Origin of the sequence: Gordonia sp. L191 (genome assembly GCF_030077625.1) — a bacterium.
Taxonomy (GTDB): domain Bacteria; phylum Actinomycetota; class Actinomycetes; order Mycobacteriales; family Mycobacteriaceae; genus Gordonia; species Gordonia polyisoprenivorans_A.
Map to the genome: position 1 here is coordinate 3,575,038 of NZ_CP125996.1, position 14,837 is coordinate 3,589,874.

Here is a 14,837-nt window from a genome sequence, read left to right on the forward strand (position 1 = left end):
TCAGCCTTTCGTCCCTGGTATCCGAACCTCCACGATACAAGAGACGCAACCTGTCGGATGTCTGCACACTCCCCGCACCCCCGACGGGGGTGAGAGGGCGCCGATCAGCGCACCTTGGAAAACCTGGTGTCGACGTCCTTGTACTCGTCGCGAATGACGGTCTTGGCGATCTTCCCGCTGGGCAGACGCGGCAGCGGATCCTGGCGGACGACGACGTATCGGGGCACCTTGAAGTCGGCCAGCACCTTCTCGCAGTGCGCGACGATCGTCTGGGCATCGACGTCGTTGGAGACGGTGACGATGGCTGCCGGGGTCTCACCGAACCGGTCATCGTGGGCGGCGATGACCGCGACCTCCTCGACTCCGTCGATCGCCATGATCGCCATCTCGAGTTCCACCGGCGAGATGTTGATCCCGCCGGAGATGATCAGGTCCTTGAGTCGGTCGACGAACTTCACTCGGCCATCGGAATCCATCACGCCCAGATCCCCACTGTGCAGCCAGCCGTTGCGGAGAGCGGCGGCCGTGGCCTCCTCGTCGTTCCAGTATCCCGGCGTGACGCCCGGTCCACGGACGACGAGTTCGCCTTCCTCACCCGGCTCCGCAGGTTCACCGTCGTCGTTGAAGACCGTGACCTCGGTGAAGATCGACCCGGTGCCACACCGGTCCGGGAACTCGAGCGCCTCCGAGCGGATCGTCGCGGTCGCCACGCCACCGGCCTCGGTCATCCCGTAGATCTGGCGCAGCAGCACACCCTTGTCCGACCAACGCATGAGCAGATCGGTGGGGACTGCCGCGCCACCGACGATCGCGGTCTTGATCGAGGAGAGGTCGGCAGTCGCGAATTCCGGTGCACGCGAAAGAGCCTCGAAAATCAATGGCACACCGAAGATGGCGTTGACGGAGTGCTTCTCCAACAGCGCCACGGCGTTGCCCGGATTCAGTTCGGGCTCGATGATCAGCTTCCCGCCGAGCACGGTGGTGATGAGCAGTCCGTAGACCAGACCGGGTGTGAACGCCAGTGGCAGCACCAACAAAGTCGTTGCGCCGGGCCGGAATCCCTCCTCGGTCAGGGTGTTCTCCAGCACGATCGACAACAGCGTCCGGTTGGTCAGGATGACCCCCTTGGACAGGCCGGTCGATCCGCTGGTGAACAGCACGGTGGTCGGTTCCTCCGGCTCGAGGTCGACCCGGAACCGGTCTGCCTCGCCCGACCGCAGCCGCTGCAGCTCGTCGTACCGGACGACGCCGAAGGATTCACCGATCGCCGCGGTGTCCTCGGCGAGCTGCTCGAAACCGGGTGCGACGATCACGAGACCGATGCCCGCGTCGTCGGCGATCTTGCGCAGTTCGGCCGGCTTGTATCGGCTGTTCAGCGGAACGAGCACGCCACCGGCCTTCAGCACCGAGAGTGCGGCCACCGGCCATTCGAGCGAGTTCGGGCCCAGGACACCGACCCGATCGCCGCGCGAGACCCCGTGATCGTCGACGAGCGCTCGCGCCACCCGACTCGTCCAGTCGCGGAGTTGGCGATAGTTCAGCTCGGACTCGGTGAACACCAGCGCGGTGGCATCCCCCTTGGTACGTGCCCACCAGTCGAGGGCTGCTCCGATTGTCGCGGTCATGTGAGTCTCTCTGCTTCCGCCCGGCGGGTGGCCGGGGTGTGGACGGGGCTGGACGTAGTCTAAAGCCATTAGGATAATTCGGACACGGTTTTCGCTGATCCCGCTCTGTGTCAGCGCAATTCGTAGCGCACGTCGGTTCGGTCGTGCTGGAATCCGAGGAGGCGGCATACCCCGACGAGGTCGTCGTCGGTGGATTCGACGTGGATCTGGATCGCGTGGAGCCCCGCATTCGACGCCGCCGACGCCGCACCGAGCAGCACTGCGGTGATCTCGGAACGATCGCGTGTCTGTGTCGACAGATGACGCACCGGTGCACATCGCCCGTATTCCTCGGAGTCGAGTGCGACGAGCCCGAGATCCACCAGGCCGCAGATCTGCTCACCCGTGCGCAGGGCGAGCACCTGCCGGTGGGTGCCGTCGCCACCGAACGTTCCGGCCAGTGCGCGGACTTCGGCGGCCTGGCCACCGGACTCGAGTCGATCGGCATAGGCGAGCACCTCGGGGGCATCCTCGACCGACAGCGTGTTGAGCGACTGTTCGGGCTCGGTGCCGTCATGCGGCCGGATCAGTTTCCACACGCGCCGGGTGCGCGGGATGAGATTGCGATCGCCGATCCGCCCGGACGCCGGATGATTCCCCCGTGCCCATGCCTGGACCCGATGGATACCGCTCCCGAGCCATCCTTCCTCGGCCGCCAGGTTCAGTCCGGCCTGCTCAAGCAGCAGGGTCATGATCCCGATGGACCGGAGGTCCGGATCGATGACGACGGTTGCGTCCCAACACTGTTCGCCCCGATCCACGAATCGGATCATCCCGGCGATCCGCTCGGGGTCCGGTGGACCGTCGAGCGTATTGGGGCGCGGGAGCATCCAGATGACCAGATTGCGAACGCGATCCGGCTCGGCCGTCCGTGCCACGACGTCGTCGGGGTCGATGGTGTTGTACTCGGGCTCGGCGTCGTAGGCGGCGGCCCGCTCGAGGAGTTCACGGAGTTCGGCGGCCTCCGACTCGTCGAAACCGTCACGCCATTCGTACTTGATCATCGTCGCACCGACCGGCTATGAGTTGTCGGCGCGCCCCTGCGCGACCAGCTTCTTCGTTTCACGGCGAAAGACCTGATTGGCGATCTCATTGCGGCCCAACAACATATCGCCTGCATCGGCGCTGCCCATGCCCACCTGCGAATGACGCAGCAGCGGAAAGTCCTCGTTGTGCAGCACCGCGAGCAGGATCTCCCAATTCTTGTTCCACAACCGATCCCACTTCTCCGGCGGCATACCACTGTTCTCGACCGTCGGGACGATCAGTCGCTGCTCCATCCGCGACTTCGTCGGATCGCTCGGATGCGGCCGGAAGGTCAACAGCTGGAAGTGATCCGGCTGTCGCAGCAGCGTGCTGTTGGGGAGCAGGAAATGCGTTTCGGTGACGTACTTGTCGAGATTGGCATCACCCGGATCCTCTTCGAGGAACCGGTCGATCGACTTGCGCGGCGCGATGAACCGACAATGGCGACCGAAGTCCTCGAACGCCATCACGTTGGTGTGGATGATCTTGCCGGCGGTATTCGGGTGCGCGTACTGGATGTGGTAGCCGTCCAGGAACGCGTCCTGCATGATCTTCCAGTTGGTCGGCTCGTCGAATCCTGCCGCACGGAAGCACACCGAATCCTCAAGGCGATAGTCCGAGAGGATGCCGTCGATCTCGGGACCGAGCCAGTCGGCGACATCGATCTTCGCCTTGGCGTTGTCGACGACCCAGATGAATCCGTGGCGTTCCTCGGTGGGGATCTCGATGAGCCCGTGCTCACTGCGGTCGATGTCGCCGAAGGTCGAATCGCGGGTGATCGTGCGCAGCTTGCCGTCGGGATCGTAGGACCACCGGTGGTATCCGCAGGAGAAGATCCGGCACCGACCCTTCTCGCGCTCCTCGAGCATCGCACCGCGGTGGCGGCACAGGTTGACGAACGAGCGCACGCTGCCGTCCTTCTGCCGCACGACGATGAGGTTGTTGCGCGGCATCTGCACGGTCATGAAGTCATGTGCCTTGGCCAGCTCCGAACTGTGGGCCACGATCGAGGGCACCCGGCCGAAGATGTAGTCGCGCTCCTCCTTGGCCAGGACAGGATCGGTGAACTCATCGGGCTCGAAGGCGATGATCTCCTCGAATTTGTCCGTCGTCTCGTTGCGCAGCAGCTCGAGTGCGCGGCGGATGCGGTCCTGGCGCGGAAGCGAAGTAGTCATGGCAGGTCCTCCGAAAGGGCTGTCGTAGGCCGGACGGGACGGGTGAACGGATTCGTCCCACAGTCACCTAAACCTACAACAAGAAGGTTTATGGGGCAAGGATGGTGCCTGATGACGAGGTCGCCGGCCGTAGGGCGTGCGCACCTGGGCGAGGTGCGCCCACAGCGATACGACAGCCCGGATGATAAAGCCGGCGACCCGACATCCGATGCCGGTCAGCTCTGCGGGGTGAACCGGATCGGCATCCGCACGCAGCCACGCACCTGACTGGAGTGGAAGATCGGCGGATCGGATTCCACCAGCTCGTAATCGGGAATCCGACGATGGATCTCCTCGAGCGCGATCGTCAGCTCGATTCGCGCAAGATGCGATCCCAGGCAGCGGTGCGGGCCGCCACCGAAGGACAGATGCCGATTGGGACGACGGGCGATGTCGAGATCATCGGGGTCCTCGAACTCCGAGGAATCCCGATTCGCCGAGCACAACATCAGGATCAGCTGCTCGCCCTCTTTGATCTGCATGCCACCCAGGGTGGTGTCCCGCGTCGCGCGGCGCCCGGGGACGACGGCGGCCTCGATTCGCAGGATCTCCTCCACCGCGGTCGGGATCATCGCCGGGTCCTCGATGATCTCGCGCCGCTGTTCGGGATTGTTGACCAAGTGCACGATCGCCCAGGCCAACGATCCCTGGACGGTGTGGAGTCCGGCGACGAGCAACAGGAAGAACATGCGGTTCAGTTCTTCGTCGGTGAGCAGGCGCAGCCCGTCTTCCATCTCGACCTCGGTGTGGATGAGCTGCGAGGTGATGTCGTCGCCGGGATCGGCGCGCCGCTCGTCGACCATCTTCTGGAAGTACCCGAGCATCTGCATGCCCGCGATCGCCCGCGCCTCCAACGATTCCTGTTCGGTTCCACCCGGTTTGCCGAACAGCACCACATTGGTGGCGTCGGTGAACAGTGGTGCGTCCGACACCGGCCAGTCCATGAGTGCCAGGAAGATCCGGGCCGGCAGCTCGTGGGCGAACGACTCGACGTATTCGGTCTCACCCTTGTCGGCGAATGCGTCCAGCAGGTCGTTGACGACCTCACGGATGTCGTCGGACAGCTTCTTCATCCGGGCGGGACCGAACAGGGGCTGCAATGCCTTGCGATATCCGGTGTGCTCGGGTGGATCGAGTTCGATCGGGATGAACTTCCCGAATGCCTCGTTGGTCACCAGATTGTTGGGATAGCTGGAGAATGTCTCCGCATCGCGGAGCACCTCGTGGATCTCCTGATAACGCGTGACGATCCAGTGGCCCCCGTATGCGGTCGAATAGACCACGGGTCCCTTGGCGGCCAACTCGGCCACCTTCTCCTGGAAGACGTCCACGGGTGTGGCGAGATCGGGTGCGTACACGTCGAAGTCGACGGTCACGTCCTCTCGCGATCGTTGCGCTGTCGTCATGACTGCTCCTCGGGGCTGTTGTCGGTGGGGTTCGCGACGTCGGTCAGGGTCAGCGCACGCTCCGGGCACAGTCCGACCGCTTCGGCGGCCTGAACAACTTCTGCCTCGGTGAGCGCGCGATCCGGGACGATCGGGTCGCCCTGGTCATCACAATCGATCAGTTCGGGCGCGGCGCCGTAACACAGTCCGTGTCCGGCGCAGGCACTGCGATCGACCACCAGGGCCTGCGAATGCGTGGCTGTCACGGCCATCTCAGGCGTTCGGGTTCTTCTGGTTCAGGTCTTCTTCGAACCACATGCCCACGCGGTTGAGTGTTCCACCGTCGGTCGAGCCGATCGTCGCACCCGAGATGTAGGCCGAATCATCGGAGGCGAGGAACAATGCGACCTTCGCATTGTCGAGCAGTGACGGCGGACGGTTGAGCTTCAACGGAATCGGGGAGACGTAAGGATCCCACGGTCCGGACACCTCCTCGTAGGACTGACCCACGACGGGCGACCCGGGTGGCATCAGGAAGTTGGGCGACATGCCGTGAGTGGGCGCCAAGGCGTTCACCCGAATTCCGTACGGACCGAGATCCAGGCTCAGGCCGCGGACAAAGCCGTTCACACCGGCCTTGGTGGCACTGTAAAGCGCGATGTCGTGGTAGGCCACGAATGACGCCGCAGACGAGGTGGCAAGGATGGTGCCGCCGCCATTGGCCTTGAGAGCCGGGACGGCCGCCTGCGCGGTGTAGATGACGCCGGTGAGGTTGACCCCGAGGACGTGCTGCCAGTCCTGTTCGGTCAGGTCCTCGAAGAGCACGCTCTCGCCACCGGCGACGGTGGGAACGCCTCCGCGCGAGACGATTCCGGCGTTCGCCCAGGCGATGTCGAGCTTGCCGAACTTCTCCACGGTCTCGTTGACGGCGGCCACGATCTGATCCTTCTGGGCCACATCCGCGGTGATCGCGATGGCTTCGCCACCCTGCTGCTCGACCAGCTTTGCGGTCTGTTCGGCACGGTCACCGTCGATGTCGACGACGGCGATCCGAGCTCCCTCGGCCGAGAAGAGTTGGGAGGACTGACGTCCCAGCCCCGAGCCGGCACCGGTGATCAGCGCGACTTTTCCTTCGAGTTTCATCGTGGGAATCCTTTGTTTCGAGAACGGACGAGCGGGTAGAGCGGTGACGTCCGCGATACCGGCTGTGACGCGCGCCACCCTACGTTCGAATGTAGGCCGTTTTACATGAGACGTCAAGCGACATTTGTCAGCAGCTTGGAATCGCGTATGCCGTTGCGCGGATCTGTGTTTCGCCGAGAGCCAACCCCGGGCGTGCATAAATGGAAACGGTCGGCCGTGACAGGGGACGTGCTGTCACGGCCGACCGGGTCGGAGGGTTGCGCAGCCGTATCGCTACGGTGCGTCGGGTACGCGTATTCGGTTAGTGGACGTGTTCGGTCACCCGACGTGTTCGGTCACTGGGCGGGCGCGGGGGCCGGCAGGTGGACGGTCTTGGTCTCGAAGAACTCGTCGAGTCCCTCGGGTCCGCCCTCGCGCCCGACGCCGGACTGCTTGTAGCCACCGAACGGCAGGGTGAAGTCGATGACCGAGGTGTTGACGTTGACGGTACCGGTCCGGATGCGCTTGGCGACCTCGAATCCGTGCTCGACGTCGGCGGTGAACACCGCGCCCGACAGGCCGTAGATCGAGTCGTTGGCGATCGCGACAGCATCGTCCTCGTCTTCGTAGGTGATGATCGAGATCACTGGACCGAAGACCTCCTCCTGGGCGATGCGCATGTCGTTGCGCACGTTGTCGATGATCGTCGGCTCCACGAAATACCCGTGATCGAAGCCGCGGCCGCCGCCGTGGACGACCTCGCCGCCCTCGGCTTTCGCGGTCTCGATGTAACTCTCCACGCGATCGCGCTGACGCTGCGAGGTCAGCGGACCGAGGAAGTTCGTCTGCTCCCACGGATTACCCATCGGAATCATGCCCAGCGCGGCCTTGTACGCGGCGACCACCTCGTCGTGCCGGGCCCGGGAGACCAGGACTCGCGTCAGCGCGATACAAGCCTGACCCGATTGCATGCACCCACCCATCGGCACGTTGGCCATCACCGTCTGCAGATCAGCGTCGTCGAGGATGATCGCCGCGGACTTGCCACCGAGTTCGAGCGAGACCTTGGCCACTCGGTCACCGGCGAGACTCATGATCCGACGACCGACGGCCGTGCTGCCGGTGAAGGTGATGTGATCGACCTCGGGATTGGTGACCAATTGTTCGGACACCTCGCGGTCGGCGGCGAGAACGCTCACCACCCCTTCGGGAATCCGCCCCTCGGCGACCAGCTCGCCGATCACGTCGGCGAACACCGACGGCGACAGGCATGCCTCCGGCGAGGTCTTGAGCACCACCGAGCATCCCGCCGCGAGTGCGGGAATAACCTTGAAGGCGATGGTGCCGATCGGGCCGTTCCACGGAATGATCACGCCCACAACACCGGTGGGCTCCTTGAGGATTCGGGAAACACCGCCATCGGCGCGGGTACGTTCCTCGACGAGCGCCACCTTGCGCGCTTCGGCGGCCACCGCGCGGAACAGGCCGATCGTCATCTGCTGGGTCATCGCACTGACCGGAAGGGTCACCCCGACCTCGACGATTCCGAGGGTGGTGAGTTCCTCGGTGCGCGCCTCGAGCCGGGTGGCGATCTCATCGATGACGTCGGCGCGCTCGGTGATCGGGGTGCTCGCCCACGTCCCGTCGTCGAAGGAGGCCCGCGCGGCATCCACGGCGCGTGCCATGTCGTCGGAAGTCGCGGCGCGCACCCGGGCGGCAGTGCGTTCGGACCAGGAATCGACGACGTCGATCCATTCGTCACCGGATGAATCGACCCACCGTCCGCCGATGAAGACCTGCTCGCGGTCCTCGATGGTCGCGAGCTGATCGGCGGGGAGTTCTGTGGTTGTCATGTGTGGCTGCTCCTCGAGAGAGATCGGTGCGAGGTGGCGCGGGCAGCGGTGTCCGGCCACCGGCGACCGGCTGTCACGGCGAGGTGGATTCGGCCTGTGAAGCGGGTCACAGATGTACAGTAGTAACCGAACGCCGTTAGGTCAACAGCTGACACTATTCGTATTTTGTATCGCGCTTGATTGCAGCTCAGAGGCCCTACCGGCGCCTGTACGGTCTCGAGTCGAGGAGGACTGCGTGACGATCAATGATCAGGAGCCGGATGATCAGGAGTCCCGCACTGTCGTCTTCCGTAGCGCCGACGGTGTCGGCGTCATCGCGGTGAACCGGCCACACGTCCGCAATGCCCTGGATCGGACCGCGCAGCGCGAGTTCGACGCGGCGCTGCGGGCCGCCGAGGCCGACGAGTCGCTGCGCTGCCTGGTGTTGACCGGGGCGGGTGGGCGTGCGCTGTCGGCGGGGTGGGATCTCAAGGAGCTCGCCACGCTGCCCCCGGAGAGCGAGTCGGCACTGCTGCGCGAGCGCGAGGAGTGGTTGTGGCGATGGTTTTCCACGCCGCTGCCTGCCGTGGCCGCGATGCGTGGGGCTGCCCATGGCCTCGGCGCCTATCTCGCGGTGTGTTCGGATCTGCGGGTCGGTGGACCGGGTACGCGATTTCGGATCACCGGTACGTCGTACGGATATGCCAGTCTCACATGGCTTCTGCCCGATATCATCGGGCACGCTCACGCCACCGACGTGCTGTTCACCGGTCGCGTTCTCGACGGGACCGAAGCGCACCGGTTGGGTCTGTTCTCCCGCTACGTCGCCGACGACGAGATCCTCGCCGCCTCGGTGGCGCTCGCCGAGCAGGTCGCCGCACTTCCCGGCACGGGTGTTCGCGACGCCAAACACCTGATGCGCGAACACCGCACGTGCGCGCTGCGAGAGCGCTACGACGCGGAGAACCGTTTGCTCGCCGCCGACCCCCGCCCTGCTCGCGACCTGTTCTGAGGTGTCCATTGCGTTCTCTGGTATCGCCTGCCGACATACCGCTTCGGATGTGTCGAGGGTCGGCGTATCGACGATGTTGGGTTTGGTCAGCCCACCGGAGGAATCTAGGCTTGAGAGGGTCCACTCGGAAACCTACTCCGGGCAGATTACCCACCCCCGAACGTTCGGAAAGGAATTCGATGGCGCGCCCGTCCAATCCGCTGATCAGCCGTTCTGCCGCGGTCACGGCGTCGATCGAGATCATCGACTCGGAGGGACTCGACGCGTTCAGCCTTCCCCGCCTGGCCAAGCATCTCGGAGTGCGCGCCCCCTCGCTATATCACCACTTCTCCGACAAGAACGAAATCCTCACCGAGGTCGCCCGCTACATCGCCGGTACGTCGGTGAAGCGGCCGCGTATGCGTCCCGGACCCGGCTGGCCGGAGTTCTTCGTCTCGCTGGCCCTGAACTTCCGACAGTCGATCCTGCGGCACCGCAACGCCGCCCCGGTGCTGTTGCAGCATCTGCCGCGCGATCTGTTCGTCTCCACCTACGAGGAGACCGCGCAGTTCCTTCTCGATTCAGGTGTCCCCGTGGAATTGCACGTCCGCATCCTCGACGGGATGGAGACCCTGGCGATCGGCGCGGTCCTGATGGAGGCGATGCGCCGGCCCAACACCAAGTCCACGATCTTTCCCAACGTGGACAAGAACTCTCAGCCGCTGCTTGCCGAGGCACTCGCCGCCAATGATCTGACGCAGAAGCAGCTGTTCGAGGCCATGGTGCGCAGCTTCCTGCACGGCATCATCCGCGATCATGATCTCGAGCGTCCGAACGAGGCCAAGTCGGCCTGACGCCACGTGCCGTGGCCGTGCGCTGGGAGAGACGGGTGACCTCGGCGGTCGGCGTCAGAGATCGAGGACGAGCCGCGGCGAGCAACTGCGCGAGACACAGACCATCATGCAGTCGTTCTCGGCCTTCTCCTCGTCGCTGAGCACCGAGTCGCGGTGGTCCGGAACACCGTCGAGTACCGCGGTTTCGCATGTGCCGCAGGTGCCCTCGCGGCAGGAGAAGTCGTGGTCGATGCCCTCCCGCAACAATGCATCGAGGACGGTTTCGCCTTCGCCGACCCGGATCTCCCGACCACTCTGCGCGAGCTCGACCTCGAAGGACGCGCCGTCGGTCCCGTCGACGGTCTGGGCCTTGGGCGCGAATCGTTCGACGTGGAGTTCCACGTCCGGTCTTGTGTCGCAGAGCTTCTCGATCGCAGTGAGCAACGGTTCGGGACCACAGCAATAGACGGTTGTACCCAGGCGTTGGTCATCGAGCGCGTCGGCGAGCGGCAGCAGTCCGTACTCGTCCTCGGGCCGCACCGTCACACGGTCGCCGTACTTGTCGACGAGGTCCTCGGCGAAGGCCATCCCCTTGCGCGTACGCCCACCGTAGAGCAGCGACCATTCCGCGCCGGCATCGTCGACCTGCGCGATCATCGGGATCAGCGGCGTGATCCCGATGCCGCCGGCAACGAACAGATATGACGCCGCATTCACCAGTGGGAAATGGTTACGCGGACCCTTGATCTCGACGGTGTCGCCCACCGCGAGCACGTCATGGACACGCTCGGAACCTCCGCGGCCCGACGGTTCACGTAGCACGGCGATGCGCAGGTGGTCCCCATCGGCGACCGATCCGCACAGTGAGTACTGACGGATCAGGTCGGCGCCGAGGATCAGGTCGATGTGTGAGCCGGGATCCCATTCGGGGACCCTCGTCGCGCCGTCTGCTCCATTGCTGTCTGCCGAGTGGCCGTCCGCCGTATCACCCGGAGCGCGTGTGGGGTTGGCCGCCGCCAGGGTCAACGAGACCACATCGGTGGCCACGACGTCCTTGGCGGCCACCACCATCGCGTGGTGCTCGTGAGAATTGGTATGCTGCAACGAGAATTCCATTTCCTGTCGAGCGCTCACCGGTTCGGGCAGTGAGGTGAGCCGCTATGTCGAGAAGTACACGGACTTGGTGGACCGATACGGCGCGAGTCCTTCCGGACCGAGTTCTCGACCCAGTCCCGACGCCTTGACTCCCCCGAACGGCGCCGCGAGGTCGAGGGCATAGTGATTGACCCCGACGGTGCCGGTCTGAATCCGCGCGGCCAACGCCAGCCCGTGGTCCTCGTCAGCGGTCCAGACGGTGCCCCCGAGTCCGTACTCGGAGTCGTTGGCGATGGCCACCGCGTCGTCGTCGCCGTCGTACGGGGTGATCGTCAGCACGGGGCCGAAGATCTCCTCCTGTGCGATCGTCGCCGAGTTGTCGACGCCCTCGAACACCGTGGGCTCGACGAACCAACCGAGCGGCTGGTCGGCGGGAGCCCCGCCGCCGGTGGTGATGCGATATCCGGCAACGTGTCCGGCGTCGATGTAGCCGAGCACCCGATCCCGTTGCCGCGCACTGACCAACGGACCGATGGCGGTGGCCTTGTCGAGCGGGTCGCCGACCGGCAGGGCACGCACCGTGTCGGTCACGGCGTCGACGACCTCGGCGTATCGCGAGCGTGGTGCGAGGATTCGGGTGCTCGCGTGGCAGGTCTGACCGTTGTTCACCAGCGACACCTCCAGCAGATGCGCGGCGAACTGTGCGAGGTCGGCGTCGTCGGCGACGATGGCCGCCGATTTGCCACCGAGTTCGAGCGTCACGGGTCGCAGCAGCGCACCGCAGGTGCGACCGATCTCCCGACCGGCCGCCGTCGACCCGGTGAAGGCCACCTTGTCCACGCCGGGGTGCGCGACCAGGTAGGCGGCGGTGTCACGTTCTGCGGGAACGATGTTGAGGACTCCGTCCGGCAGTCCGGCATCGTGTGCGGCATCGGCGAACACGTAGGCGTCCAGCGCCGTCTCCGGCGCGGGTTTGAGGATGACGGCGCACCCGGCCGCGAGTGCCGGGGCGATCTTCATCGCCGCGAGCGGTTGCGGGTAGTTCCACGGGGTGATCGCCGCGACCACCCCGACCGGCTCGTGTCGAACCACGGTTCGCCCGCCGAAGGCACTCGGACGCACGTCATCGGCCTCATCGGCGCGGATCAGGTTCGCGTAGTAGCGCACCATGGCCGCGGGCCCGAACCCGTTGACCGACTTCGAGAGTGCGATCGGCATACCGTTCTCACGGCTGACCAGACGGGCGGTGTCACGCGCCCGAGATTGCAGTGCCGAGGCGAATCGATCGAGCAGATCCGCTCGCTCGCCGCCCGGCATCGTCGACCAGGGGCCCGCCGAGGCCGCGCGCGCCGCGGCCACCGCGGCGTCGATGTCGGCAGGAGAACCCAACACCGCGGAGCCCATGGGTTTCTCGGTTGCCGCCTCGATGACGTCGGTGACCGTCGAGGCCGACGACGGCTCGACCCATTGCCCACCGATGAACAGTTGCCTGCGGTCGAGCAAGGGCGCCGACTCCCGATCGGTGATGCTCACAGCACGTCCTCATGGGCGAACAGGACCGAACTGACCAGCGGGGCCATCGGTCCACCGATGAACAACGACGTCCGCGCTCCGTCGACCTGATTGGTCGAGGTGCCGCGGATCTGGCGCACCGCTTCCACGGCCAGGTTCAGACCGTTGACGAAGGCATCGGCCAGGTTGCCGCCACTGGTGTTGACGGGCAGCTTGCCCTGTGGCGCCGTCAGGTTCTCCACGGTCATCACGCTGCCGGCCGCCTCGCCGGGTGGGCAGAGCCGATGGTCGATCAGCGCGGCAACCGCCGGACCACTGAAGTTCTCGTACACCTGCACCACGTCGACGTCATCAGGCCCGAGACCTGCTGCGGTCCACAGACGTTCGGCGACACCGGGTTTCCCGTTGTTGGCGGGACCGAACCCGGCGGTGGAGTACTGGGCGTCGTTGTCGATGCGCTCGCAGTATCCACCGGGGGCGCCCTGCGCTCCGGCAAGCAGATAGGCGGGGTCCGATCGGAGCTCTCGCGCCCGCTCGTCGGCGACGAGAACGAGCGCGACCGCGCCGTCGCTTTCGCGGGAGCAGTCGTAGAGATGAAACGGCTCGGCGATCAACCGTGAACCGTCGTAGGTGTCGGCGTCGAGCGGCCGGCCGTAACCCTGCGCGGTCGGATTCTGTTGTGCGTGCTGATAGGCCGCGAGCACCAGGGATCTCATCGCTTCTCGTGGCACGCCGTCGTGCTCGAGCATGCGTTGGGTCCGCATGGCACAGATCTGGGCGGGCGAACCGACCCCGTGGGCCAAGAAGTGGGAGCCGTAATGGTATTTCGCGTATCCGAGCCGACCGGTGTCGGCTTGTGACATCGCCCGGTAGACCACCACGCACTGCGCCTGGCCGGTGGCGATAGCGGTCGCGGCGTTGATGAGTGCGGCGGCGACGCTACCGCCGCCGCCTCCCCACATCATGTTGGACCAGCGCAACTCGTCGATCATGAGTGCCGCACCGAGGATCGGTCCGTCGTTGGAACCACCCGCATACGACACGAAGCCGTCGATCTCGCGCGGGGAGACACCCGCGTCCGAGCACGCATCGAGAATCGCGCGAATGGTCATCTGCTGCTCGGTGTACGGCGATTCTCCACGCTTGTAATGCATTTCGGCGACACCGACCACCGCGGCCGCACCTCGCATCGACACACTCATCGTCGGTCACCTCCGTCGGTTCCGTCGCGTCGCCAGCGCAGTAGCGGCCACGGTTGGGTCTCGTCACGCTCGAAGAAGCCGTGTACCGCTTCACCGATCCGGGGAGGCCGGTCGAGATCGTCGACGAGCAATCCGAGCACTCGGCGGCCGCCGGCGTGGGGAAGCTCGACGAGCACACTGATGTAGGGCAACCGATCCCGCAGTTCGTCGATGTAGGGGTACCAGCTTCGGCTCCAGCTGTAGACGGTGCCACTCGGCTCGACGGCTTCGAATCGCAGATCGAATCCGTAACACGCACTGCACACCGACTGGGGCCCCCAGATCCACGTGCGGCAGTCGTGACAGCGTTGCAGGCGTAACTCGCCGGCGAGCATGCCGTCCCAGTACTGCTGGTCGTGGCCATCGGCGGCCGGCCCCCACGGGGGCGCTACGACGGTCATCGCGAACCACTCTCGACGCTGCCGCTCGTCGGCGACTCGGCGCCGGCCGCAGTGAAGTTGGCCGGGGTGAAGTTGGCCAGGGCCACCGCCTGCCAGGAATCGTCACGGCGCTCCCAGACCGATCGCAATCCGATGATGCCGTCGGCACCACGGTAAACGGCCTCGCCCACCATCCGGCGGCCTTCGGACCGGACGTCGACGATCTCGAAGCTCTCGACCGCTCGACGTGGAACCAGGACACCCTCGAAGATCGTGTCCAGGGTCGCCGGCGCGATGTCGGCCACCGCGGCCGCCATGTCGCCGGCCACCACATGGCCGACGTGGCGTTCGTACAGTTGCCGGAAGTCATCGATCTCGGACACCGCATCACTCCTCACCGCCGGCGTGGACGCCGACACCATCTCCTGGCGATAAACCTTACGGAGTTAGTTTTACTGCGTCAACCGCGCCCGGTCGCGATCTCCTGGCTCCATGTGTGTGCTGAACCATATCTCCGACGAGAAGGGCCACGGGAATCGCGG

14 protein-coding genes are annotated in these 14,837 nt (G+C 65.4%); 2 read left to right on the forward strand and 12 right to left on the reverse strand.

The window, feature by feature from the left end; all coding sequences use genetic code 11:
* Positions 1–104 precede the first annotated feature (104 nt).
* From QNM97_RS16190 to QNM97_RS16220, 7 genes are all read right to left on the reverse strand, one after another.
* Positions 105–1,625 carry a class I adenylate-forming enzyme family protein gene (locus QNM97_RS16190; RefSeq protein ID WP_283819373.1) on the reverse strand — a complete coding sequence of 507 codons (1,521 nt, stop codon included), beginning with the start codon at positions 1,623–1,625 and terminating at the stop codon, positions 105–107.
* A gap of 110 nt (positions 1,626–1,735) precedes the next feature.
* Positions 1,736–2,668: an N-acetyltransferase gene (locus QNM97_RS16195; protein ID WP_283819374.1), complete on the reverse strand. Its 933-nt coding sequence runs from the start codon at positions 2,666–2,668 to the stop codon at positions 1,736–1,738.
* A gap of 15 nt (positions 2,669–2,683) precedes the next feature.
* Positions 2,684–3,865: an aromatic ring-hydroxylating oxygenase subunit alpha gene (locus tag QNM97_RS16200; protein WP_283819375.1), complete on the reverse strand. Its 1,182-nt coding sequence runs from the start codon at positions 3,863–3,865 to the stop codon at positions 2,684–2,686.
* 215 nt (positions 3,866–4,080) lie between these two features.
* Complete coding sequence (locus tag QNM97_RS16205; protein ID WP_283819376.1) at positions 4,081–5,310, reverse strand: cytochrome P450; 1,230 nt, start codon at positions 5,308–5,310, stop codon at positions 4,081–4,083.
* A complete protein-coding gene (locus tag QNM97_RS16210; RefSeq protein WP_283819377.1) occupies positions 5,307–5,561 on the reverse strand; it encodes a ferredoxin in 255 nt (84 codons plus the stop codon). The genes QNM97_RS16205 and QNM97_RS16210 overlap by 4 nt, the downstream gene beginning before the upstream one ends.
* A gap of 1 nt (position 5,562) precedes the next feature.
* Positions 5,563–6,432, reverse strand: coding sequence for an SDR family NAD(P)-dependent oxidoreductase (locus QNM97_RS16215; protein WP_283819378.1), 870 nt, complete (start codon positions 6,430–6,432; stop codon positions 5,563–5,565).
* A 335-nt stretch (positions 6,433–6,767) separates the two neighbouring features.
* Complete coding sequence (locus tag QNM97_RS16220; RefSeq protein WP_283819379.1) at positions 6,768–8,264, reverse strand: aldehyde dehydrogenase; 1,497 nt, start codon at positions 8,262–8,264, stop codon at positions 6,768–6,770.
* Positions 8,265–8,499: 235 nt separating this feature from the next.
* On the opposite strand from QNM97_RS16220, the gene QNM97_RS16225 reads away from it, so the two are divergent.
* Both QNM97_RS16225 and QNM97_RS16230 read left to right on the forward strand, forming a co-directional pair.
* Positions 8,500–9,255 carry an enoyl-CoA hydratase/isomerase family protein gene (locus QNM97_RS16225; protein ID WP_283819380.1) on the forward strand — a complete coding sequence of 252 codons (756 nt, stop codon included), beginning with the start codon at positions 8,500–8,502 and terminating at the stop codon, positions 9,253–9,255.
* Between the two features lie 179 nt (positions 9,256–9,434).
* Positions 9,435–10,088, forward strand: a complete 654-nt coding sequence (locus QNM97_RS16230; protein ID WP_283819381.1) for a TetR family transcriptional regulator — start codon at positions 9,435–9,437, stop codon at positions 10,086–10,088.
* A gap of 54 nt (positions 10,089–10,142) precedes the next feature.
* Here the strand turns inward: QNM97_RS16230 and QNM97_RS16235 are convergent, their stop codons facing one another.
* From QNM97_RS16235 to QNM97_RS16255, 5 genes are read right to left on the reverse strand one after another with little or no spacing between them, the layout of a single operon-like run.
* Positions 10,143–11,183: a PDR/VanB family oxidoreductase gene (locus QNM97_RS16235; RefSeq protein ID WP_283819382.1), complete on the reverse strand. Its 1,041-nt coding sequence runs from the start codon at positions 11,181–11,183 to the stop codon at positions 10,143–10,145.
* A 42-nt stretch (positions 11,184–11,225) separates the two neighbouring features.
* Positions 11,226–12,695: an aldehyde dehydrogenase gene (locus QNM97_RS16240; protein ID WP_283819383.1), complete on the reverse strand. Its 1,470-nt coding sequence runs from the start codon at positions 12,693–12,695 to the stop codon at positions 11,226–11,228.
* A complete protein-coding gene (locus QNM97_RS16245) occupies positions 12,692–13,876 on the reverse strand; it encodes a thiolase C-terminal domain-containing protein (protein WP_283819384.1) in 1,185 nt (394 codons plus the stop codon). Before QNM97_RS16245 ends, QNM97_RS16240 begins: the two co-directional genes overlap by 4 nt.
* On the reverse strand, positions 13,873–14,316 hold the full coding sequence (locus QNM97_RS16250) for a Zn-ribbon domain-containing OB-fold protein (protein ID WP_283819385.1): 444 nt from the start codon (positions 14,314–14,316) through the stop codon (positions 13,873–13,875). Before QNM97_RS16250 ends, QNM97_RS16245 begins: the two co-directional genes overlap by 4 nt.
* The gene (locus QNM97_RS16255) at positions 14,313–14,678 is read right to left on the reverse strand and encodes a hypothetical protein (protein ID WP_283819386.1); all 366 of its coding nucleotides are present in this window, start codon (positions 14,676–14,678) and stop codon (positions 14,313–14,315) included. Before QNM97_RS16255 ends, QNM97_RS16250 begins: the two co-directional genes overlap by 4 nt.
* Positions 14,679–14,837 lie beyond the last annotated feature (159 nt).